Below are 22,890 nucleotides of genomic sequence, written 5' to 3'. Positions count from 1 at the left end.
ACCGGACCGCCGCTACCGTTTACTGGTTCGGAGATTCCTTACGAACGATAAACGCATCTACGGCAGCTTGTGTTTCGGGCCGAATGTTCTCAACCCCCTCGTAAGGCATCCCGAAGGCCGGCGGTGTATCGGGATAGAGCTCTTTGCGTGCCACGTGGCGATTCAAGATTCGCACAAATTCCTGACCACCCCAGGCCCCTACTTCCGTTGATACTGAATGTTCTTCGCGTGTGTCGTGGTACAGGTTGAAGAACTTGGCGACGATCGGATTTTTACCCGGAGGAGGCAGTTGCAGCTTGAGCTGGTCCTTGACGATCGCTTCGGGCTTTGTGTCGGCATAGATGATCACGTGGTCACGGCGTGCTTTCTGCTCATCGCTAAAGAGAAGCGCAGCGGATTGGTCGACACCGTCAACCAGACGGTCCCTCGGGATGAACTGATCAGCACCGGCAAACCGGGCCAGCGTCGTGTACATGTCCGATACGTGAACGATGCTATTGAGCAGGCCATCCGCTTCGATCATGCCGGGCCAGCGAATGAACGCGTCGGTGCGTACGCCACCTTCGGTCGTGTCGGCTTTACCACCGCGGAAGATCATCGGCGTGTAACCGGATTCCGGCGAATACTTGGTAAAGTGACCGTTGTCGCCCATCACAACGACGATGGTGTTGTCGGCAACGCCCAGTTCTTCCATCGAGTCGAACATCGCACCCAGCCATTCGTCCACTAGCTGCATCTTGTCCGCATATAGACCACCGTTCGGTGATTGAGGACCATCACGGCCAGCGCGGGTGTTGTCCAGCGGCAGAAGCGGCCAGTATTGCAAGAAGAATGGCTCTTCGCCACCTGCCAGACGCGCCAGCTCTTCCATGGCTTTGTCCTGGAAGGCCTGGTTCATTTCGTTGTATTTCAACGCATTCCAGCGCTCGCCCGGTTCCATGCGGATCTCGCGGATCGGGCCACCAGCTTCACCTTCGATCGTGGTCATCATGGCCGAGGCATCAGGTCGGAAGTTGCTGTCGATCGTATAGGCCGGCACATAGTCAGCATTGCCAACAGACACACCTTCGTGGATGGCATCGTCATTGAAAATGGTTAGCTGACCTTGTTGGTGCACGGCCATCTGGGCGTAGTCGAACCCGTTGTTCATGGCCCAGCTTTCGGGGATGTCGCCCATGTGCCACTTGCCGATATGGCTGGTGGCATAACCCGCATCTTTCAGAACTTCGGGCAGGATCTTCTCGCTCCCCGGCAGGCCAAATCCGGCGATGTCAACGGCGGTGTCACCCATGCCGATGCGCACCGGCAGACGGCCGGTCATCTGTGCGACCCTTGTTGGTGTACAGGATGGTTCGGTATACATGCGCACCATGCGCAAAGCTTCGTCCGAGAAGTCATTGATGTTGGGCGTCTCATATCCACGGAGTGCGTTGAGCTCGGGAATTCCCATGTCACCAAAACCCAGATCATCGATCAGAATGTTGATGATGTTCGGGGGTTTGCCACCGTTCTTCTCACGAAATTCCGCCAGCCGAGCGTCCACGGCTGCGTCATCTTCGGCCCATTGATCACCGTGCTCCGAGAGCAGAATGTAATATTCTGAATCGTGGATGATGGGCTCCTCCTGCGCAAGCAGCGGATGTGCTGCAAGCATCAAGGGAACTATTGCGAGGTTGGTCAGTTTCATAGTCTCTCCGTTGATCTCAATTCATTTTCAAGTGCTTCAAGGGGTACCTTCGATCGTTTGCGTCTGAATAGTGCGAGAGTATTTCTTCTTTCAGCCCTGTCAGGCACTCGTGCACATGCGGATCCTGTGCATCTGCCAACACGCTCAGCTTGTGTATCTCGACAAAATCCCGGCACATCTCGGCAAAGTTCTGATCGCTTAAAAACAGTGCACGAACACTGTCAAATTCTCCGGTGAAGCATTCCGACAGTCCTGCGGTCCACAGCTCTTCAATCTCCATCGCGAAACTCCGGTTGCGCCGCGTAGAACTTGCCTAATTCACGCAGTTGTTTAGATATATGGTTTAACGGCATGTAACGGTTACACGCTGCTGTAAGCGGATGAATTTAAATCTAAATTCTGGAGACCCTCGGACCAAGATGCAGGACGTATCCTCAGGAGTATCTAGCGAAACAGATGTGCGGGACGCGTTAGATCGTGTCTTGTCCAGCGAGGTGTTCGCTGGTGCTGACCGACTGCAGGAATTTCTGCGTTACATTGTTGTCGAGAGCTTAGAGGGTCGAGGCGACAAAATTCTTGGAAAACGGATCGCGCAGGACGTTTATGGACGCCGATCCGAAAAAGACATCGCGACTGCAAATGTCGTGCGCGTCGACGCTGGCCGCCTGCGGCGCAGGCTGGATGTGTATTATCTGGAAGAAGGCGCGCAGGACCCGCTTCGCATCCATGTCGCAAAGGGCGGGTACGCACCTCATTTCGAAACCAACGTACCACCAGAGAAATCGCAGATCGAAGCGTCGTCTGCACCCCAGTTGGGCATTGTCGTAGGCGCGATCGTTGTTCTTTTTGTGGGATTTGCGGCCGTCTTCTTTGGTTTTCGGACAGACAAAACAACCCAGCCAACCAGTTTCGATCCGGATCAGCGCAACCAGGTTGAGCGCGCGGTTTTGTTCGAAACCTCCCCCGCGGCGTTGCAGGCCCGAAATATCGCGGAAGATGCCCGTTCGATGCTGTTTCCAGCCACTCAACCAACACGACTATTGGCGGCCCTGACACTGTTCGAAAAAGCGATCGAACTGAAACCGGATTATTTCGGTGGTTATGCCGGGGCGGCACAAGCGGCTACGTTCTTCGGAGGTTTAGCTCCTGAAGGTCCGGATCGCGATCAAATGCTGGTGCAAGCCCGGCTCTATGCGGAAGAGGCGATGCGTTTGGCACCATCAGAGGCGTGGAGCCAGTCGGCCATGGCCGCGCTATTGATGTTTGAGAGGGATTTTGATGAAGCAAACAGGTTGTCGGTGCGCGCGGTGGAATTGAATCCAAATGATCTGATCGTTCTGGAATTTGACGCAATCATTGCGTTCTTCTCAGGCGACTTTGAAAGAGCCGTCGCGAGTTCTGATCCTAAAATTCATGAAAACCGTCAGGGATCGCGGTTCCCCTGGCGCAATGTTCTTGGCAACGCCAGTTATTATCTGGGGAACTATGAGGATTCGATTGACCACCTGATGGATGCAGCAGCTTCTGGTGAACCAGTCAGCGAGATTAACACAGCGCATCTGATTGCTTCACTACAGGCGTCCGGGAGAACGGCAGAAGCGCAAAAACGCGTTCAGGAATACCAAAAAGCCTGGCCGAACAGCCGCATTGAGGAGTTCATGTTTCGGCTATTTCGCGATCCCGAAGACGCTGAGAGCTTGATGAACCAATTGCGCAAAGCTGGGTGGAGTCAGTGAAGCGTCGGCAATTCGATCGAGCAGAGGATTTACATAAATTTTGCTAATCCTCCCGCAAGTTCTGGCTACTTTCGGACTTTGAAGTTCCCCACAAAAATCGAGGCTACCGTCGTTATCGTTGCAACAAAAATCCCGATCCCGGCGACAGTGAAGATCATGGTGAAAACCTTGCCCATTGCCGTGGTTGGCGCGATATCCCCATATCCAACGGTCGACATGGTGACGACAGAGAAATAGGCCGCATCCAGAATGCTCCAACCTTCGACCAAAACGTAGAAGCTCGTGCTGACGAACACCAATGATGCCGACATGGCAAGCAAGTGCAAAGACCGGACATCCGTCAATGCGCCCGCGAGAGCGCGAAACAGGCCAAGGTAGTTGAACAGAAAGTTACGAACCATACCGCTATTCGCCTATGAGACTGAAACAGCTGCCGGTTCGTGTTCATCGCGTTTTTGTCTGTTGGCCTGCCATTTTTTGACATCCACAATGTCGAAGTAAATTCCGAGCGCCGTTGGGAACACGAAGATGACCAGCAAAGTGGATGCCAAAAGGCCAAACGCAACAGCTGCAACCAACGGCACCAGAACCTGTGCCTGAGGGCTGGTCTCAAACAGCATTGTCAATGAGCGTTCAAAACTGACCCGGTTTCAGCATTTAAATTTGACCCACCCTATGTGGCGCAAAGCCCCCAGGCGGGCCGCCCTCATATAGCGAGTCCGTCTGGGGGCTTTGCTTGCGCGACGTTTATGTTTTTCTGCGCCGCTTGCTCTGTGCGAACCGGTATGACGTGTTGCCTGTCTCGATGATTGCGCAGTGATGGGTTACGCGATCCAGAAGCGCGGTTGTCATCTTGGCATCGCCGAAGACCGAGACCCATTCGCCGAACTCCAGGTTGGTGGTGATGATGACACTGGTCTTCTCATAGAGCTTGCTGATCAGATGGAACAGCAACGCACCGCCGGACTTGGGGAACGGGATGTAGCCCAACTCGTCGATGATGACGCAGTCCAGGGCGGAGAGCTGCCGGATGATCTTCCCGGCATTGCCCTCGGCCTGTTCCTTGATCAGCGCATTGATCAGGTCGACGGCGTTGAAGAAACGGGCCTTCTTGCCGTTGTTGATCAGGGTGGTTCCAAGCGCGATGGCGATGTGGGTTTTGCCCGTGCCGGTTCCGCCCACCAGAATGAGGTTATGCGCCTCGTCGGTGAACTGGCCTGTGCAGAACGGTTCGATCTGGCTCTGGGTAACCGCGGCCGCACCGTAATCGAAGGTGGCGAAGTCCTTGTGATGGGGGAACTTCGCGATCCGCATTTGATACTGGATGGAGCGCACCCGGCGTTCTACAGTCTCGGCGTCGATCAGTTGCTTTATCGCTGTGGTCAGACTTGGTGGCTTGCGCGCGGACAGCAAATCATGGGCGCAAGCTGCCATTCCATGCAGCCTCAAGGTAGTCAGTTGGTCGATGAGGGCGTTCATGCGGCCGCCTCCTCAGCTGAGCACAGCATCTCATAGCGCTTGCAATCGGCCTCGGGCCGCAAGGTTAGTTGCGGATAGGTATAGGCGTCGTTGAGCGGTGTGATGACCGGTTCTACCAACTGGTTGATCAGGTTGATGATGGCAGGAAGGCGCAAGGTGTTTTGTTCCACCGCCAGTTCGCAAGCCGTCTCGACCACCTCGATTCCGTGATCCTGGGCCAGCAGAAGCAAATCGACGAACTCCCGATCCCCGCCTTTGCCGGCCATGTAATGCTCCCTGATCCGATGCATGGCCTCGGGCAGTTGCCAGTCCACAAAGGGGGCGCCGTCGCGCAGGGCGCCGGGCTTGCGATCCAGCAGCGGCACGTAATGCCATGGCTCAAAATAGCTGACATTGCGAGTGAAGCGACGTTTGTGCTCGGCGATGACTTCTTGGCCCGACGCCAGCACGATCCGGCCAGCATAGGCGCGCAGCGACACATGTTGTCCGGCGAACCGGGAGGGCACACTGTATCGATTGCTGGCAAATTGAACCAGGCAGGTGGAGCGGACGCGGACGGTCTTCTCCACGTATCCATCAAATGCCCGGCCCAGAGGGCGCAGCTCAGCACGCTCGTCTTCGAACATTTCTGCAATGGTGCGATCCTGATGCTCGGGATGGGCGCGCTCTGCCAGTTCTTCACAGCGCAGGCGCAGCCAATCGTTCAGCGCATCGAGATCACCAAAGGCGGGTTTGGGAACAAACAACCGGCCGCGCAAAAACTGGACCTGGTTCTCAACCTGCCCCTTCTCCCAGCCCGCAGCGGGTGTACAGGCCACCGGTTCCATCACATAGTGGTTCATCAAGGCCAGGAACCGGGGATGGAATATCCGGTCCTTTGAGCGCGAGACATAGGTCACCATCGTTTTGGGATTGTCGATGATCACCCGGCGCGGCACGCCGCCATAGAACGCCAATGCCCGCACGAACGCATCCAGCACCATCTCCTGGGCTTCGCCGGGATAAGCCACGACAAAGGGCTTGCGGCTGTGACACAGGCGGAAATGGGCAACCTTCACCTTCTGCTCGACACCGCCCAGGACAACCCGTTCTTCGCTCCAGTCAAATTGCAACGCATCACCTGCCGCAAAATGCAGCGGAATAAACGCTTCGCTCGAACCAGTGCCAGCCCGCTTCAGGTCGCGCACAAAGCGCTGAACCGGGGAATAAGACCCGGTGTAGCCCTCCGTTACGAGTTGCTCATAGAGCTTCTGGGCCGTCCGCCGCTCCCGGCGTGGTCGCTTCTGGTCCTGATCGAACAACTCCTGAAGCCGGAGATCAAACCCATTGCAAAGTTTGTGCCGAACCGGCGGGGCCTGGCGCTGGTAGCTCGGCGGGCTCTCATCCTTCAGATACTTCTTGATCGTGTTCCGTGATAATCCCGTCGACCGCGCAACAGACCGGATGCTGCGTTCCTCAACCAATACCCATCGCCGGATCTTCGATACGCTTTCCATCAATAACACCTGCTCTTTCCTCCGCACTTTTGTGCGGATCTTAACGAAAACAGGTGGGTCAATTTTGCATGCCGATTCACATCGCTCATGCATGATCTCTTCCAGATCGCGATATGACACACCGTATCGGACATAGAAGAACACTGCGAAGAGGATCACATCTTTCGGATACTGTGCGCCTTTGAAAGAGATCATAAACAAACTTTCGACTTCAATATTTCGATTTCCATTCACTCGAAGCACTAGTGAGAGGCAACAGTCAAAAGTTTGCAACAGATCCTGAAGCATTTGGGTTGGTCAGGAAAAGGGCACGTTGACCGTATGTGGTTCTTGCTATCGCCCAACACTTCTTGAACGTCCGCTTGTTTCACCGCACCGTCGCCGTGTTGCACACGCAGCGAATGACTGCATCCCGCCCTTCGTGCCGTACTTCAGCCCCCTACCCGTCCCGATCTAGCTTTAACCAATATCGCGTGTACCGGAGTTCACCCGTTCGGATCAAAGCGCCCTTCTCTACCAGGTTCTGGAGATCCCGCGTCGCCGTGGCGCGGGACGTTCCGGTGATCGAGATATAGTTCTCGGCACTCAATCCCCCTTTGAACCCATCCGGCCCAGCCTTGAACAACCGGGCAATTACCTTGCCTTGGCGGGCGTTGAACTGATCGCGATGCCGGTCATAGAAATGCGTCTTGGATATGAAGAACCCAACCCGCTCAAGAGTCACCTGCTGCGCTGTAAGAACGGTCCCGGCAAACCAAACGAGCCATGGTGTGACGTCCAGTGTCTTTTGGTGGCGTTCGAGCTGGTCGTAGTAAGCCTTCAGCTCTCGCTCAATCGTGAAAGCAAGCGCAATCAGGCTTGGCTGACCAATGTTTTGTGCCAGGGACTTTTCAGCCAGCGCCCTACCCAACCGGCCATTGCCGTCCTCAAAGGGGTGAATGCTTTCGAAATACAGATGACTCAACCCGGCTCTGGTCAGGGCGCGCAAGGGCTTGGGACGATCTGGTGCGGTCCGGTTGAACCAGGTTACGAACTGGTCCATTTCAGCCGGAACCTGATGTGAAGGTGGCGCTTCGAAATGCACCGTTGGGCGGTCGATCCTGCCTGAGACGATTTGCATCGCATCCTCGTGGCTCCGGTATGCTCCAATCGTTTCCAGATGCCTGTCATGGGACAGAAGCATGTCATGCCACCGAAACAAAGTGTCGTGTGACAGTGGTTCTGAATAGTTGGAATAAACATCCACCATCATTTCAGAAACGCCCTGCTCCCGCGGTTTGGATGGATAGCTGCCGGGAGCCAGTCCAAGATGACGGCGCAAGGAAGATTGCACGCTGAGGCGATCCAGCATCTCACCTTCGATCGCGCTGGTTTTCATCGCTTCTTCGCTGAGCAAGTCAACACGCAATTGATCTCGATCTGATGTGTTCACATGATGAACCGCTCCAAGAACTTCCCCTGAGGACAACAGGAACTGTTGCTCGTATGGTTCGAGCCTTGCGGCGTCGTAACGAAAATTCGGCCAATCATGGTTCTGCCAGTTCCACATCGTGAGGTATAAGCTTCCTTTCTATAGCTCACTATTTATGGTTACGTGATTTATAGAGGTCAATCCTATTGCTCACCTTTTTCAAACTCTTCAATCCGATCATCGATTGGATGTGTAATCTGAAAACGGTAAACCTCATCCTCCTTCCCAAAGTTACGTGGCATTGGAGGTCCGCGACAGCATTGCCTTTGGAGACAGCTCTCCCTTTTCAATCTTAGCCAATAATGAAATCAGGTAAGCCCCTGGAGACTGTATGTTCTCAGCACGTTGAAAAATGTATCCAAGAACAATGAAGCGAATAGCTGGGCCAAACGTTGATTTCATTGCATACCAGGTTTGGCCAAGCCGTAGGTACTCGGCGATATCGTCCATAAGCCGATCACAGTGGTGCTGATCTTTAGCAAAGCGTAGTTCTGAGCATAGCCGTGGAAAACTGCGCTCCATTTGGCCTGGAGAAACCTGAATCTGAGAAAGTTCTTCTTTCTTAACTTCTGGATTCAGAGAGTCCTCTTTGTGCCCCTCAATTTCACTGTCACTGGCCCTCAAATTTTCTGTATCTGTCTGTGTTATCTCGGAGATTTCCACAGAGATTTCTGCCAGAAGCTTGCTGAGTACACTCGCATCTGGTTTGCGACGCAGAGCATTGCGTACGGTGGTCATCAAATCAGAGATCGCGGTGTCATTTGCTACGAGTTCCCTAAGGCGCGCCAGAGCGGCGGAAACATTGTCACGGAGTACAGTGAACTCGAGAACTCGATCAGCATGCCTCTGGGCTTCTTGGATGAACTCAGCGTGCCGTTCAGACAAAGGCATCAACGAGAGCCCGGTTGCGGTGACCACCCTGCCCTGTCGATCCCGGCGCGCCCATCGCTTGCCGTTTGCGCTCATTACGCGGCGGATAAGTCCAAGCGCAACCAGCGTCGAGATATGACGCTCAACTGTCTGCACGCTGACATGCGTTCGTTTGGCGATCGCCGCGTTGGAAGCGAAGCAGATGTGATGATCATCTTGGTCCGCAGCAATCTGATCACCGCCCAAAAAGGAAATCATGGCTCTCAGGACATTGAGAGTTGTGGATTTTAACCCAAGAGGTTCTCTGGCCTCTTCAACGGCGCGAAGAAGTATCCATTTTTTGGGCGTACTACTCCCCTGCCCTGTCGTTGCCGACAAGGTTGCTCCATTTGGAGCCAATGCTGTTAGTGTTTTCATGATTATCTATCGGCAGACAAAAATTACCCGTTCGCTCAAGAGCGTTTTTTCTTGTGTGGCGATTCGGGTGCTGCTAGATTCTAGGTGTCTAATCTAAGAATTGCGCTTTGCGCAGCAGCCCTCGAAGCTCCGGTTTCGGGGGTTTTGTTTGTTTGCCTTCCTCCTTTCTGCTCGTCCTCAGTTCTTTTTCTTGGCGTTTACAGCTGTAAACTCAGCGTGTGAGCGCTTAATGATTTCAGCCATGTTTTCGTCCAACCAGCTAGCGAAGCCAGCGTTAGCTCCGGTCCTTTTGACCGAAACAGTTAGTGATCCGTTGGTAGATTTGATTGTAACGCCTTCGATTGGGTTGAGTTCGGCTGCACCTTCTCTTTGTCTTGCACCGCGTTTGGCAGCTGCTTTTAGGAGCATTTCCAGCCGATCATCTGACGACATCGATGGCTCAATGGTTGCAAGAAGATTTGCAGCTTCATCTTCCGCTAGCTTGCCTGCAACGAAGTGCTCTGCAAGCACGGTCCATTTTGGGCGGCCTGATTTTGGGGCTGCGCCGATCATGTCACCAATCTTTGCAGGAACATGTTGCGTAATTTTTGTCAGGTGAGACAGCCCTGATTTCGAAACGTTCAATACTTGCCGCACCGTTGCCGTGTCATGCCCGGAAGTCAGGATCGCCTCGGCGAAACGTGCTTTCTCGTAGAAGGAAAGATTGCGCCTCGCAGCATTCTCAAGCCCTTTGGCGAGAAGCGCTGAAGCATCGTCGATATCCTGAACATTGGCGCGGACTTTAATACCAAGTTCACGACAGGCTTTGAGCCTCCTCCGTCCATAAATTGCCTCGTATCGACCGTCGGATTTCGATCTTCTGACAAGAATGGGAACTTGTTGGCCACCGTCTTGTATACTCGACATCAAGCTTTCAAAACTATCGTCTTCTTCGTCAATGTTTACAGCTGTAAACTCACCGAGCCTATCGGCAGGCCCCCAGTCGTCGATCAGAGCAGGGTCAATTTCCCTGATTGCGGCAAGAGAGCCCTGAAGCGCACCAAGAGCAGGGGCATTGGGTTTTGGAGTTTTATCGATGGCCTTGGGGCTAGAGCGCGCGATGGTGTTTGCGATCCCCGACATCTCCTGAAGCGACTTTCTAGCCATTAGCTGCGTCCCCATGCTTGATGGATCATTTGCTCTACCTCAGAGCCGATCGCATCCATTGAGTTCTTTGCCCGATCATAAGTTGCGCGTGTCATTTCTGACCGCACGACTTCGTAAATTGATTGTTTGAGCATTGTGGCGTCACTGACCGCGGTGCTTTTGAGGGCTGTGGCTGACATAACGCGATCCTGAAACAGTGCCCGCATGAACGAAGCCAGTTGTTGAGACGGTACGTCTGTTGGCTCGTCACGCGTTATCAGGAATTTGAAGTTGTCGTATTCGAGCGTAGCGCCGGCATCTTCAATGACTGCCATGTAAGCACCAGCGAGTTCGAGAAATTGAGCCGTCGAAGACACGTCCAGCATCGAAGGTGTAAGTGGCACAAGCAATGAACTGGCGGCCGCCATCCCAGCAATTGTCAAGAATCCTAGCTGAGGTGGGCTATCAATCAGAACAAGGTCAAAATCTCCTTCCACCTGGGCCAGGGCATTCCGTATTCTTGTAAAGAACGGATGGTCTGGGTTGGAGTGAACGGCAGATTCTGTCTCAAATTCGGAAAGAACAAGCCGTGACGGAGCCACAGAGAGACCGGGGAAGTACGTCGGAAGCACGACGTCCGCCATATCTACCGGATCTTCATATCGAATAGCATCGTAAATCGTCAGCCCGTCAAACTCTATTTCGGGGCTTATGCCGCACATGGATGTAAGAGAGCCTTGAGGATCCAGATCAACAGCCAGCACACGGTAACCGCGAAGCGCAAAATAGTGAGCCAAGTGAATTGTTGTGGTGCTCTTACTGCTGCCGCCTTTGAAGTTCATCAACTGCCAGACTTGGAGCTTTTCTCCTTCAGTCCGGCGAGGGACATAGCGCCCTTTTTTGCGTGAGGTTTTCTCAAGCGTTTCGCGAGCCTCCCAAAGTTCTTGGGCAGTATAGTAACGCCTACCGCTGCGTACGTCATTCGGTTCAGGAATCGTTCCCTCTGCGTGGACTTTGCGCATGAATTGACCTGAGACTCCTAAGAGTTCAGCAGCTTCTGGCGCTGCAAAATTTCGCAGTGATTTGGTATTGTCGGGGGCAAATGCAGCAAGTAGATGTTCCCGGATAGCCGAGTTTAATCTCTCAGATATTTCCGTGGCGAGTGCCGATGGTCTTTCTGCCGCAAGTGGTGTCACGGGAATCATGTAGTTGCCTCAAATTAAAGAATGTGGTCATTTTTGCGCCACTTGAGATAAACAGCCGTGATTCATAGCACTAAGTCAAGGATTTTCGCCTATATTGTAGGTTTTCCAACGCGGAGGACTACATACGCTTTGCATCAGAGCAGGGTGGTTTACAGTTGTAAACTCGGTTGAGCGGGATCATGGGTTCTTTCAGTCGATGAAGTTCTAACGTAGGCATGCGAAGGCATTCCTGTAAAACTCCTCCCTATGCTCCGCTTTGAGTAGAACGCCTCTAGCATGGAGTTGGAGTGAAGGCCGAACGGCTTTTGGCGCAAATTGCGCAATTGGGAAGGGCAGGGAGCTAGTTGAGCTGATTGGTCAAATTCTCTCACCAACAATTTCGTTATCGAGTTTTCTGCGATACCAACTTCGTAACAATACTTCTGCGCCAGTACGGGAGTACGATGCGGTGAGAATGGCATGGCGATCTGGGTCAGATACACCGAGCTCAGCCCGTGCGCAGAGGAAAACACGCGAACATTCCGGCTAGAGTCAGCCGCTCGCCAATTGCCCAAGAAATGGCATACCGTGAGGGCGGGGTTTCGGGAATTGTGCGCCTGTAAGTTGCGACGGAACAGGGAACTGTCCTCGATCCAGTGCAGCTGTGCTTGCGCGGCGCGGCTTTTGACGCAAGTCTCTACCGTCATTGGATTCATATGGGATCACAGACATGATCCGTGTGTTCACGTCCCATTAGCGTCCATAAAACCAGCTTGCTCGAATTAGTGATTTTGGGCTCCTCAATCGTTGAACAGACGGTCTCGTTGGCATATATTGCCAAAAAGGAGGCTTACGCCATGGTAACCCGCAATGTTGTACTTACAGAATCGCAGGATCAACTGGTGCAGAATCTGGTTGCGTCCGGTCGATATCAGAACGCCAGTGAAGCGTTGCGCGCCGGCCTTCGGCTTTTGGAGCGGGAAGAAGCGGGGCTGGAGTCTCTCAAACAAGGCTTGCAGGAGGGTGTAGCGCAGGCTCAGGCCGGAGATTTGGCAGAAGGCAGGGGTTCGGATGCGATCCGTCGTGCCTTTGCAAGGGCACGAGCCAAGGCGTGACCAGACCCTTTCGACTGACACGCCGCGCTGAATCCAGCCTGGTGGAAATTGCCCGATGGACCATCGACAAGTTTGGATCGCATCAAGCCGATCTTTATGAACAAGAACTAATAGCGCGCTGTCAGGCCATCACAGAGGGCAGGGTGGCCAGCCGAAGTTGTTCTATATTGGTCGAAGAGGCGGCGGATCTCAGATATGTGCGCGCAGGAGAGCATTTCCTGGTTTATCTGGATCAGCCGGACGCGGTGATCATTGTTGATATCCTGCATTCCCGTTGCGATCTGCCGCGACATGTTTCCGCGCTGGCCACGTTAACAGATGCGACAGGAAACAAGACATAGGCACAGCAGCCGGAGTTTCCCTCAAGCGGGGATTATTAAATAGTCAGTAACTACTCACCCCAGTAGATCAGTCGCCGGGTTATCCGCGATGTCCACATCGTCGTAGTATTTCTGCGCCTGGGCCATGGAGCGATGCAGGGAGAGGCGCATCGCGGCCTGGATCGGGGCGCCGTCCAGCGCGGCCTGGGTCAGGAAGCCCGAGCGCAGCCCATGGGGGGAAGCGAACCCGTCCGGCAGGCCCGCCAGTTTCACCCGACGCTTGACGATCTGCGCGATGGCATCCGGGCTGAGGCGGCGGGTTAACACCCGATCGGCTTTTGAAACAGGCCGGAACAAGGGGCCGTCCTGAATCTCACCCACCTCGATCCAATGGGCCAGCGCTTGGGCTGCGCGGCCTTTCAACACCAGCCGCGGCGTTTCACCTTTGGTTGTCGTCTTGGTCTCCAGCAGTGAAATCCAAACCAGGCTTTTCTCGTTGAACTCCTTCAGCGAGACGTCTTCAAACATCAACCCGGTGATCTCCGAGCGCCGTCTACCACCCGAAGCCCAACCCAGCATCAAGATGGCGCGGTCGCGGCAATCCCGCCGGGACCCCCGACAAGTGGACAGCAACTGCTCGAGCACATCGCGGGTAATCGGTTGCTGCGATTTTGGGGCAGGGGGCCGGGCGGCGGCGCGGCGCGCCTTGGCACGGGCCTGCTTCACCTGCGGCGCACCGAAAGGGCTGGTCAGGTTCTTCATTCGATGAAAGGCAAGCCAGGAGGCGATGCGCCGGTCCAGCGTAGAAGGGGCCGGGCAGGCGAGGGACTTGCGTAGCCCTTGCGCGATCAACATCTCGGCACTCTGACGCGCGACATCCTCGGGCGCGGCATCTCCCAGATCGCGGGCGTGATCGAGAATGAAGGCCAGCGCTGTGGCCTCGCTCTCGGGCCAGTCCAACGGCACTCCGAACCGTGCTGCCTTCCAGGCCGTAATGTAGAGCAGATCGCGCTCATAAGCGCGCAGCGTGTTGGCCGGCGTGCCGCGCACATAGAGATCGGTGAGCGCGTCCTGGTCTTCGACAGACAGGGCAGGGGAGGCGGCAGGGAGATAGGGCGCAGGAGGCTTCATGGGGGCTATTTTGCGCGCATTTTCCTGCAAAATCAATCATATTTGATAAGGGGTACTTATCGGGTTTAATTCCAAAAAATTGGGTAACGATATGTAATGCGCAATATTAAGAAATAATGCGTCTCATAGACAATAGGACCGCAAACAAGAGAGAGAATCAGGCTTGGCAGGGGTTTTCGTCTCGGTAAGCTGCAGGCTATGTTGGAGGACATTTCGAACGGCCTGTTGGTGAAGGATCTGTTGCAAACTTTTGACTGTTGACTCTCATAAGTGCTTCGAGTGATTGGATATCGAAATATTGAAGTCGAAAGTTTGTTTTTATGATCTCGTTCAAAGGCGCGCAATATCCGAAGGCCGTGATCCTGTTCGCGGTTTTCTACTATCTCCGAAACGGCGTTTCCTACCGCGATCTGGAAGAGATCATGCATGAGCGTGGCGTTTCAGTGGACCGCACCACGCTAAACCGATGGGTAACACGGTATTCTGGCGCAATCGCTGACGCAGCATGTCGTCGCAATGGGCCATGTGATCGTTCGTGGAGAACGGACGAAACTCTGAGTAATTGAACAGCAGCTCTCTTGGCCGGTGCATGATGGCATCGGAACAGCAATGGGAGAGCAAGATGGAACAGTGTTTTGTAGGACTGGATGTCTCGAAGGCTGAGACGTCGATTTGTGTCTGCAATCAGAGCGGTGGACCCGTGTTTGCCGCGAAGAAAGTAACTGACCCCGATGTGATTTTTCAGGCGTTGCGCGACCACGTTGGCGTCATCCAATGTGTGGTCCTCGAAACCGGCCGTATGGCGAACTGGCTTTACACTGAGCTTGCAGATCGGGGATTGCCGGTGGTTTGTATCGACGCACGTCAGGCTCATGCTGTTCTCAGCCAGATGCACAACAAGACCGATGCCAATGATGCCGCCATGTTAGCTGAACTGGCGCGCACGGGGTTCTATCGGAAGGTTGAGGTGAAAAGCCGGCTCGCCCAGGAGCGGCGGGCATTGCTGAAAGCTCGGGAAGTGGCGTTGAAATCCCGCGTGAATGTGGAAAACACAATCCGCGGTCTTTTGGCCAGTTTCGGGCTGCGTTTGCCAAAACATCTGAACACCTATGAAGAGCGTGTCCACGCGATCCTGAAGGATCGGCCGGTCTTATCGAGTGTCATCCTGCCCTTGCTCGACTTGCGCACAGCCGACCTTCGGCAAGCGGCTGCGCTGAGTAAAGAAATGGTGCGCCACGCAAAAGCCGATGAGGCTTGCCAACGCCTGATGACGATCCCGGGTGTTGGTCCTGTGAGTGCAGTGACCTTTGTTGCGACCATCGACAATCCGCGTCGGTTTTCGAAATCCAGATCAGTTGGTGCATATCTCGGGCTGACGTCCCGTCGATACCAGTCTGGGGATGTCGATTATGGTGGTAGAATATCGAAACACGGCGATCCTATGCTGCGCTCAGCGCTCTACGAGGCGGCCAGCAGTTTGTTGAACCGGGTGAAACCGGGCAAAGGATCGGAATTACAGAGATGGGCTCGAGCCCTCAAAGCCCGCACCAGTCACAAGAAGGCGGTCGTTGCCTTGGCTCGAAAACTCGCGGTCCTGATGCATGCCATCTGGACAAACGGATCAACCTTTCAAACCAAGGAGGCCTAGTCAGAATACCAGCGGATCAACCAATCACGAGTTGCCGTATAGACAAACACGGCAGGCTGTCGACCGAACCCGTTTGATGTACATGCGGCTGCCCAGAAAAGACCGCGCATGAAACCTTTGGGGGTTGATGCCTTGAACGCCGAGATGAAGCGCCAACAGGATGACTTCGTAAAGAACTTTGCAGGTGGTCGATACAGGACTAATCTCATCGAGAGCTGCTGCTCAATAAAGAACTTACATCAAAGTTAAAGGTGCCTGAGTTTATCTCTATCGAGCCGTCGACAAGCACGGCAAGACGCTTGATTTCATGCTTTCACGACGCCGAAACAATCCAGCCGCCACCAAGTTCTTCGCCAGGGTGTTGGAGATCAATGGATTGCCGAGGAAGATCGTGATCGACAAGAGCGGCGCCAACACCGCTGGCATCAATGCCATCAACAAAATGCTCAAAGGCCTTGAACCCCAGCATTGGCCGCGTGCGTTTGATGAAATCGGCAATATGGCGACCACACCGGTAAGACCACCGCGGGACGATCTCCCGACTTGCGGTCACAGAGCTTTCCGTGTGCAGAGGTTCAACAAATCGACTCCTACTCCTAAAAAAATCTCTTTGTAACAGATCATGTTCAGTGCGACTTTCGGTGTTCGAGCAGGCTTTTGCCGATAAGGGCACTTCATTCAATTGATGCACATGCTTCGTGGCACATTTAGTATCCACGCATTGGAGCAAACCCTCCGACTTCCAGTCGGAACTGCTTCAGCGCGAAGAATCGTGCTATGACCTTACCCTCTGGAAAATGAGCCGCAGCCGGTCGGAAGGCTCATTTTCCAGAGGGTAAGGTCATGCAGTATGACACTGGCAAGCACTGCGTTTTCTACCACCGCTACCACATCGTCTGGTCGACGAAATACCGCTACAAGGTGCTGACCGGCCGGGTGCGCCTGCGGGTGCGCGACATCATTCGTCAGGTCTGCCGCGAGAACGTGGTCGACATCCTGCGCGGGGTGCTGTCATCCGATCATGTCCACATGTTCGTTTCGGTGCCGCCGAAGATCGCCATTTCCGATCTGGTGCGCAGGATGAAGGGCCGTTCGTCCCACAAGGTGCAAAGGGAATTTCCCGCGTTGCGCAGGCGCTATTGGGGCCGTCGGTTCTGGGGCAGGGGGTATTTCTCAACCACCAACGGTGCCATCACCGAGGACATTGTCCTGCAATACCTCGAAAATCACATCGCCGATCCTACCGACGCCAGTCGGTAGTGGTTCAGTTGCGGTAGGTCTAGAATGTATCAAATTGTATCTTCGGGTTGCGGGTGGGAAGTTTTTTGCTAGATAGCTTGAGAAGCACGGAGAGCAATTCAAGATGCGCCAAAGAGCGGCAAAAATAAGTGTTTTTCTTCTTCTTACGCTCGTTTTGGTGGCGTCCACCATTTTTTCATTTACCAGCGCTCGTGCTAAAGGTCATTTCCTTGAAGCTTCTTTAGTCCAAAACGACATTGAGGTGGGGCACTATCACTCAAACCCTAGCCAATGCCACAAGATTGCTCAATGCGAAACTCCCGCTGCGTTTTTGACTCACCAAAGACCTTCTATCGCCGAAAATGCAGGGGAACTGATGTTCGTGCAAAGCGAGCCAGGCAGAAATTCAACCGTACTTGAAGCCCAGCTTCCACCTCCCAAAGCGTAACTCATTGCGCCTGAATACACTGCTATTTCGTTGCTTTTCTTGAATGTTGTGTGCTGCACCTTCCTGTCCTGCACCCGATATCAACCAGCTTCTTGAGCACTGATCAAAAAAGCGAAATGCGAGAATAGACTATCAGCGTGGCTGACCGCAGCGCCTGCTGACAAATGCAGTGAATTTCCAAATCATCAATTCAACCAAGTAAGGAAAAACAATGCGTCCCATCGCATCTGCACGTGTGGCTATTGCTTCCGTCGCCCTTGCCTTATCCGCGTCAACGGCGGCCATGGCTGGAACCTACAATATTACTGTGGACAAGATCCGCATCGACGCCGGTGATTTCCGCAAAACGGGGGTTGGTTACAACAAGAGCCAAACCCCAACTATCCTGCGTTTCAAAGAGGGCGAGGATGTCACGCTGAATGTCACGAATAATCTCAAACAAGACACCTCGATCCACTGGCACGGGCTGATTTTGCCTTTTGATCAGGACGGTGTTCCGAAGATCAGCTTTGCCGGTATTAAACCGGGTGAAACCTTCACCTATAATTTCCCGATCACACAGGCAGGCACCTATTGGTTTCACAGCCATTCGGGTTTTCAGGAGCCCGATGGAGCATATGGAGCTATCGTAATCGAGCCGAAGGGCGGCGAAACGGTTCGTGCTGATCGGGATTATGTCGTGCAACTGACTGACACGCACCCTCACCGCGGTAAGCGGATCATGCGAAACCTCAAGATGTCGGCTGACTACTACAACCGGTCACAACGTACGGCGCAGGATCTCATCAAGGATTCCGGTGAGATGGGGCTTAAGGCGGCTTTGGAAGACCGAAAGATGTGGGGTCGTATGAGGATGATGCCAACGGACGTCGAGGACGTTCAGGGTTTCTCCCCGATGATCAATGGCCAGACCACTTCGCAGAACTGGACCGGGCTATTCAAACCGGGCGAGAAAGTGCGGCTGCGGCTGATCAACTCCTCGGCCATGGCTTATTTCGACATTCGAATTCCGGGCCTCAAGATGACCGTCGTGCAGGCAGACGGCAATGACGTGAAACCCGTCACCGTGGATGAGTTGCGCATCTCTGTTGCCGAAACCTATGACGTGATCGTTCAGCCCAGGGAAAATCGTGCCTACAGCATAGTAGCAGAGTCAATGGGCCGTACTGCACTGGTCCGCGGAACGTTGGCACCGCGCGAGGGAATGGCCGGGCCAGTTCCAAGTCTTCGACCAAAGCCCCGCCTGACCATGGCCGACATGTCCGGGATGATGCACGGCAAGGGGATGGAAGGCCACGTCATGCAAAACGCTTCGGTGATGTCCGACGACATGATGAAGATGCCGGGCATGGATCACAGCCAGCATCAAATGGCAAAATCCGCCGACGCGACACCGTCTGAAACTATGGATCACAGCCAGCATCAAATGGCGAAACCGGTCGATGCGGCACAATCCGATACCATGGATCACAGCCAACATAACATGAGTAACGCCTCTGCCGCCGCAGGGCAGGGCATGTCAGGCGGGAAGCACGCAGGTCATCAGATGGCGATGCCTGGGGGTGCGCAACAGGAGTTTTATGCTATGGGTAGCGGTCTGACACCCAATGCTGCAAATGGCGGGAAATTCCTGTCTTATGACGACCTGAAGGCGCGTAAACCGCTTTACAAGGACCGCCCTGCAACGCGTGAAATCGAGTTGCGTCTGACGGGCAACATGGAACGCTACATCTGGTCCATCAACGGAAAGAAACTGTCCGAAGCTGAGCCTCTCCGGTTGAAATACGGTGAAAGAGTGCGGTTCAAATTCGTCAATGAAACCATGATGTCACACCCGATGCATTTGCACGGTATGTGGTCAATCCTTGATACCGGCAGTGGCAGCCGCGATCCGATCAAACACACGGTCAGCATCGCGCCGGGCACGACAGTCTACACCGAGACTGAAGTGGATGTGACGGGTCAATGGGCGTTCCATTGCCATCTGTCCTACCACGCCGATGCGGGGATGTTCCGCAAAGTAATCATCGAAGGCGGGCCTGCCTAAGCTTTCGGCAGCACAAACAGAGTGAAAAACATGAAAAACTTAATTGCCGTCACCGCAGCGGCAGCCGGGCTTTCGCTTGGCTGGACCGCTGAGACAAAAGCAGAGGCCCTGACCTATGGGTTTCAAGCCGAGCAGTTGGAGTACCGCTCCAATGACAAAGGCGAGGACACAATCCAATGGGATTTTGATGCCTTCGTGGGAACTGACGAGTTGAAATTTGTATGGCGTAGCGAAGCCGAACTGGGTGAAAGCTCAGGCGATTTTGAAACGCTCGAAAACCAGTTGCGACTGCAAAAGCCAATATCCAACTTCTTTGACGCTGTGGTCGGGGTGTATGCCAACACACCGACCGGTCTGCCGGATCGGTACAATGCGGTCCTGGGGATAAAGGGATTGGCCCCGCAGTGGTTTGAAATCGACGCTGACTTGTACTTGTCCGACAACTCGTTTTTTCGGTTCGAAGGCGAATACGAAGCAGGTTTGACAAACAGGCTGTTCCTGATCCCGAATCTCGAGCTTACTGTGCCTTTGCAAGATGACCTCGAATACAATCAAAAAGCAGGTGGAGTCACTCTCGAGGCTGGGCTTCGGCTGAGCTATGACCTCATCGATCGGGTGGTATCGCCGTATGTTGGGGTGAACTACGAGAAATCTTACGGCGGCACAGCGGATCTGATCCAGGCAAGTGGCGAAGAGAACGGAGTGTTCGCAGTCGTGTTTGGCGCCCGGCTAATGTTTTGAAATCCGATAATCTTGGCCGGGGCAGATTGCTCCGGCCGGTTTCTGATGGCCATCGCATTCTGAACGTGCGGCAAGATGGCCTTTCCTAACCAAAACCGAATGGAAAAACTATGAAAACCACAATCTTAGGCGCGTCGATCGCTGCTTTGCTGGCGACACCCTTATTTGCCTCAGAAAATCAACATGAGGAACACGGTGAAAATCATGACGACAGTCACGCCGAAATGATGCAGGTGGGACAGCCCGGAAAGAGCAGTGATATCGGCCGCACCGTCAAGGTTTCTATGAAAGAAACGGATGACGGAGACATGATTTTTGAACCTTCGAACTTGTCGTTCAAGAAAGGCCAGACCATCGAGTTCGATATCAAAAATCTTGGCGAACTGGAACATGAGTTCATTTTGGATACGGCTGAACGCAACAAGATACACAAAGACGTTATGGTAAACGGCAGTCAAAGGCACGTTTCTGAGAACGCCGTCAGTTTGGAGCCCGGAGAGCAAAGCAAACTTATCTGGACATTTTCAAATGATGGCAGTTTTGAATTCGCTTGCCTGATTCCTGGGCACTACGAATCCGGAATGTTCGGCAACGTAACCGTGCAATAGCTTCTTCCGGCGCTGTAAATTAATCACTCACCATGATGCGGCGCCGAAGTGCGCGGCAGTTCCAGGTCGAACTGCCGCGTATCTAATAAAAAGAAATAAAGCCGATGGGAAAAGAGCAGCACATCCCGGAGTTTCATTTAATCGCCCATGACGCAGCAGCTTGGCTGGGCTTTCGTTATGATGAAACAGCACCAGATTGGATGCATCCTGCATTGCATCTGATCCTTGTAATTGCTCCGGCGTTGTTGGCCATTTCCACAATTGTGATGGTTGCAAGAGTACTTCTTTTTCAGGTCAAACCAGCGATCGTCGCTTCCGCCCATCATCCAGATAATCTCGTTGCCGGCCTAAATCACAATCTGATACGACACATCTTGCAGACAACGCGAGTGCAACAGCTTTATCTGCTCGTATTGAGCCTGTCCCTGATGCCGGTGCTCTATCTATCCCTGGAGCTGCCAAAGCAAATTGTAAACAACGTCCTGGACAGCTCACATTCGCGCCTGACACTGTTGGGCTATGATCTCACCGCGACCCAGCATCTGGCAGTTCTCAGCGGTGTATTCTTTCTGACCATCGCGCTGAACGGAGTGGGAAAGTACCACCTCAACGTAATGAAAGGCCGGGTCGCTGAGCGATGCCTCAGGCGGATGCGCCTTTTGATCTATCAGAATTGGCGTAAACAGACCGACGGTCGACGAAGAAGTGAAATTGTGCAGGTATTGGGATCTGAAGTCGAGCCCATCGGAGGCTTCGCTGCAGACCTTGTTTCCCTGCCAATCACACAGGGCGGGACGATGATCACCATTCTGTTGTTTATGTTCGTTCAAGATCCGATCCTTGGTGCTGCAGCGCTGACGGTTCTGCCATTGCAGTTGCTTTTACTGCCCTATCTGCAGCGGATCGTGAACCGGCTGAGCCGAAAACGAATACACGAAATGCGTAAGCTGTCTTTGCACCTAACTAGTCAGATTGACCCTGAACAAGATCACGCCCGAACTATATTGCAGACCACCGCATCGCTTCGGCAACTGGAAGCGATCCGCCGGAAAATTCACCGCGTGAAATTCTTTGCCAAGGCATTGAGCAACTTCCTGACATCTCTAACTCCATTCCTGTTTTATTCGCTCGGCGGGTATTTCGTCATACAGGAGCGGATTTCCTTGGGGGCCTTGATCGCGGTGCTGTCCGCGCACAAGGAGTTTTCGGCTCCACTTAAGGAGTTGTTCAGGTTCTATCAGCAATTTGAAGACACGCGGATACGCTACAACGAAGTCTTTAGATTTTTGGATCACCCGCTTCAAAGTCAGCGACTTAACATTTGATTGGCCATAGTGTGTTCAACCTCTTTCCAATATTCGAAGTGCTTCCTACGCGGTAAGAACTGCTAGGCTCTGGATCTATTAGTTTGGTTGCGACCGTCTCGGCTGCGTGTTACAGGCGCCCTGATCAACAGCCTTCCATCGGTTGATTGGCTGCCGGGAGATCACGTCTGTGATGCCGACGGGTTCCGAGAGGCCCTGACAGACGGGAGACGAAGCCCTGCATCCTAGATCAGAAATCACGCGGCAAACCTGTCCAGTACGACATGCGACGCTACAAACGACGCAACAGGATCAATATCCTGTTTGGACGCCAGAGGGGCCGACGGCGTGTCGCTACCCGTTATGACAGGTGCCCAAAGTCTTTTTCTCGGATATCGCTCCTGCGGCTGCGTCCTAATCTGGCTGTGAACCAATGAGTTTCGAACCCAGTTGCCTTAAGATTGGACAGTCGGGGCGATGGTCACCGGCGCATTCATCAATCAGATGAGACAGTGTTGCATGCATGGCCTTCAGGTCCGCGATCTTGGCATCTATCTCTTTTAGGTTCTGTTTGGCGATATCCTTCACGTCCGCGCTTGCGCGTTCTTTGTCCTCGTACAACGCCAGTAGTGAACGGCAATCCTCAATGGTAAAGCCCAATGAGCGGGCCCGCCCGATGAAGGCCAGTTTGTGCAATTCCTTTTCATCGAAATGGCGATACCCGTTCAGGCTGCGCCTGGGTTTGATGAATCCGATATCCTCGTAATAGCGGATGGTTTTGGCAGGCAGACCCGAACGTTCTGCTACATCTCCGATATTCACAG

At 53.7% G+C, this 22,890-nt stretch carries 21 protein-coding genes and 3 pseudogenes; 13 read left to right on the top strand and 11 right to left on the bottom strand.

Annotated features, from left to right (window positions below; genetic code table 11):
• Positions 1–19: 19 nt before the first annotated feature.
• Positions 20–1,687, bottom strand: coding sequence for a sulfatase-like hydrolase/transferase (locus NOR97_RS19950; protein WP_171676493.1), 1,668 nt, complete (start codon positions 1,685–1,687; stop codon positions 20–22).
• A 16-nt stretch (positions 1,688–1,703) separates the two neighbouring features.
• On the bottom strand, positions 1,704–1,967 hold the full coding sequence (locus NOR97_RS19945) for a hypothetical protein (RefSeq protein WP_171676495.1): 264 nt from the start codon (positions 1,965–1,967) through the stop codon (positions 1,704–1,706).
• A 139-nt stretch (positions 1,968–2,106) separates the two neighbouring features.
• On the opposite strand from NOR97_RS19945, the gene NOR97_RS19940 reads away from it, so the two are divergent.
• Positions 2,107–3,423, top strand: coding sequence for a M48 family metallopeptidase (locus NOR97_RS19940; RefSeq protein WP_171676497.1), 1,317 nt, complete (start codon positions 2,107–2,109; stop codon positions 3,421–3,423).
• Between the two features lie 65 nt (positions 3,424–3,488).
• Here the strand turns inward: NOR97_RS19940 and NOR97_RS19935 are convergent, their stop codons facing one another.
• The 7 genes from NOR97_RS19935 to repA form a co-directional block, all read right to left on the bottom strand.
• Complete coding sequence (locus NOR97_RS19935; RefSeq protein WP_171676499.1) at positions 3,489–3,824, bottom strand: ion channel; 336 nt, start codon at positions 3,822–3,824, stop codon at positions 3,489–3,491.
• Positions 3,825–4,170: 346 nt separating this feature from the next.
• Positions 4,171–4,902, bottom strand: coding sequence for an IS21-like element helper ATPase IstB (gene istB, locus NOR97_RS19930; protein ID WP_171676501.1), 732 nt, complete (start codon positions 4,900–4,902; stop codon positions 4,171–4,173).
• The gene (istA, locus tag NOR97_RS19925; RefSeq protein WP_216601674.1) at positions 4,899–6,686 is read right to left on the bottom strand and encodes an IS21 family transposase; all 1,788 of its coding nucleotides are present in this window, start codon (positions 6,684–6,686) and stop codon (positions 4,899–4,901) included. The genes istB and istA overlap by 4 nt, the downstream gene beginning before the upstream one ends.
• 151 nt (positions 6,687–6,837) lie before the next feature.
• Positions 6,838–7,947: a Fic family protein gene (locus tag NOR97_RS19920; protein ID WP_171676503.1), complete on the bottom strand. Its 1,110-nt coding sequence runs from the start codon at positions 7,945–7,947 to the stop codon at positions 6,838–6,840.
• A 153-nt stretch (positions 7,948–8,100) separates the two neighbouring features.
• The gene (locus NOR97_RS19915; protein ID WP_171676504.1) at positions 8,101–9,156 is read right to left on the bottom strand and encodes a helix-turn-helix domain-containing protein; all 1,056 of its coding nucleotides are present in this window, start codon (positions 9,154–9,156) and stop codon (positions 8,101–8,103) included.
• A 177-nt stretch (positions 9,157–9,333) separates the two neighbouring features.
• Entirely contained in the window at positions 9,334–10,302 is a 969-nt protein-coding gene (gene repB / locus NOR97_RS19910; protein ID WP_171676507.1) for a plasmid partitioning protein RepB, read from the bottom strand.
• Positions 10,302–11,486 (bottom strand): plasmid partitioning protein RepA, encoded by a 1,185-nt coding sequence (gene repA, locus NOR97_RS19905; RefSeq protein WP_170417853.1) that lies wholly within the window; start codon positions 11,484–11,486, stop codon positions 10,302–10,304. Before repA ends, repB begins: the two co-directional genes overlap by 1 nt.
• An 836-nt stretch (positions 11,487–12,322) precedes the next feature.
• On the opposite strand from repA, the gene NOR97_RS19900 reads away from it, so the two are divergent.
• The gene (locus tag NOR97_RS19900; protein ID WP_170417856.1) at positions 12,323–12,580 is read left to right on the top strand and encodes a type II toxin-antitoxin system ParD family antitoxin; all 258 of its coding nucleotides are present in this window, start codon (positions 12,323–12,325) and stop codon (positions 12,578–12,580) included.
• The gene (locus NOR97_RS19895) at positions 12,577–12,921 is read left to right on the top strand and encodes a type II toxin-antitoxin system RelE/ParE family toxin (protein ID WP_170417859.1); all 345 of its coding nucleotides are present in this window, start codon (positions 12,577–12,579) and stop codon (positions 12,919–12,921) included. The genes NOR97_RS19900 and NOR97_RS19895 overlap by 4 nt, the downstream gene beginning before the upstream one ends.
• Positions 12,922–12,975: 54 nt before the next feature.
• Here NOR97_RS19895 and NOR97_RS19890 read toward each other — a convergent pair whose 3' ends face one another.
• On the bottom strand, positions 12,976–14,031 hold the full coding sequence (locus NOR97_RS19890; RefSeq protein ID WP_171676509.1) for a tyrosine-type recombinase/integrase: 1,056 nt from the start codon (positions 14,029–14,031) through the stop codon (positions 12,976–12,978).
• Positions 14,032–14,351: 320 nt separating this feature from the next.
• Here NOR97_RS19890 and NOR97_RS19885 point away from each other — a divergent pair.
• The 10 genes and pseudogenes from NOR97_RS19885 to NOR97_RS19840 form a co-directional block, all read left to right on the top strand.
• Positions 14,352–14,585, top strand: a pseudogene (locus NOR97_RS19885) (IS6 family transposase); the annotation flags it as partial.
• Between the two features lie 68 nt (positions 14,586–14,653).
• On the top strand, positions 14,654–15,679 hold the full coding sequence (locus tag NOR97_RS19880; RefSeq protein ID WP_171648678.1) for an IS110 family transposase: 1,026 nt from the start codon (positions 14,654–14,656) through the stop codon (positions 15,677–15,679).
• 232 nt (positions 15,680–15,911) lie between these two features.
• Positions 15,912–16,130, top strand: a pseudogene (locus tag NOR97_RS19875) (DDE-type integrase/transposase/recombinase); the annotation flags it as partial.
• 392 nt (positions 16,131–16,522) lie between these two features.
• The gene (gene tnpA / locus NOR97_RS19870) at positions 16,523–16,939 is read left to right on the top strand and encodes an IS200/IS605 family transposase (RefSeq protein ID WP_171648676.1); all 417 of its coding nucleotides are present in this window, start codon (positions 16,523–16,525) and stop codon (positions 16,937–16,939) included.
• A gap of 103 nt (positions 16,940–17,042) precedes the next feature.
• Entirely contained in the window at positions 17,043–17,366 is a 324-nt protein-coding gene (locus NOR97_RS19865; RefSeq protein ID WP_171648674.1) for a hypothetical protein, read from the top strand.
• Between the two features lie 211 nt (positions 17,367–17,577).
• The gene (locus NOR97_RS19860; protein ID WP_171648672.1) at positions 17,578–19,413 is read left to right on the top strand and encodes a copper resistance system multicopper oxidase; all 1,836 of its coding nucleotides are present in this window, start codon (positions 17,578–17,580) and stop codon (positions 19,411–19,413) included.
• A 30-nt stretch (positions 19,414–19,443) separates the two neighbouring features.
• Positions 19,444–20,154 carry a copper resistance protein B gene (locus NOR97_RS19855; RefSeq protein WP_171648670.1) on the top strand — a complete coding sequence of 237 codons (711 nt, stop codon included), beginning with the start codon at positions 19,444–19,446 and terminating at the stop codon, positions 20,152–20,154.
• Between the two features lie 110 nt (positions 20,155–20,264).
• Positions 20,265–20,762 (top strand): plastocyanin/azurin family copper-binding protein, encoded by a 498-nt coding sequence (locus tag NOR97_RS19850; RefSeq protein WP_171648668.1) that lies wholly within the window; start codon positions 20,265–20,267, stop codon positions 20,760–20,762.
• Between the two features lie 104 nt (positions 20,763–20,866).
• A complete protein-coding gene (locus tag NOR97_RS19845) occupies positions 20,867–22,087 on the top strand; it encodes an ABC transporter transmembrane domain-containing protein (RefSeq protein WP_253746769.1) in 1,221 nt (406 codons plus the stop codon).
• A gap of 117 nt (positions 22,088–22,204) precedes the next feature.
• Positions 22,205–22,495, top strand: a pseudogene (locus NOR97_RS19840) (IS5/IS1182 family transposase); the annotation flags it as partial.
• Here NOR97_RS19840 and cueR read toward each other — a convergent pair.
• Positions 22,481–22,888, bottom strand: coding sequence for a Cu(I)-responsive transcriptional regulator (gene cueR / locus NOR97_RS19835; RefSeq protein ID WP_171648666.1), 408 nt, complete (start codon positions 22,886–22,888; stop codon positions 22,481–22,483). The pseudogene NOR97_RS19840 and the gene cueR sit on opposite strands and share 15 nt — an antisense overlap.
• Positions 22,889–22,890 lie beyond the last annotated feature (2 nt).

This window comes from Ruegeria sp. YS9, from assembly GCF_024628725.1.
Classification (GTDB): Bacteria; Pseudomonadota; Alphaproteobacteria; order Rhodobacterales; family Rhodobacteraceae; genus Ruegeria; species Ruegeria atlantica_C.
Note: the sequence above shows the minus strand (reverse complement) of the source record. Positions and strands in the feature narration are given on the sequence as shown.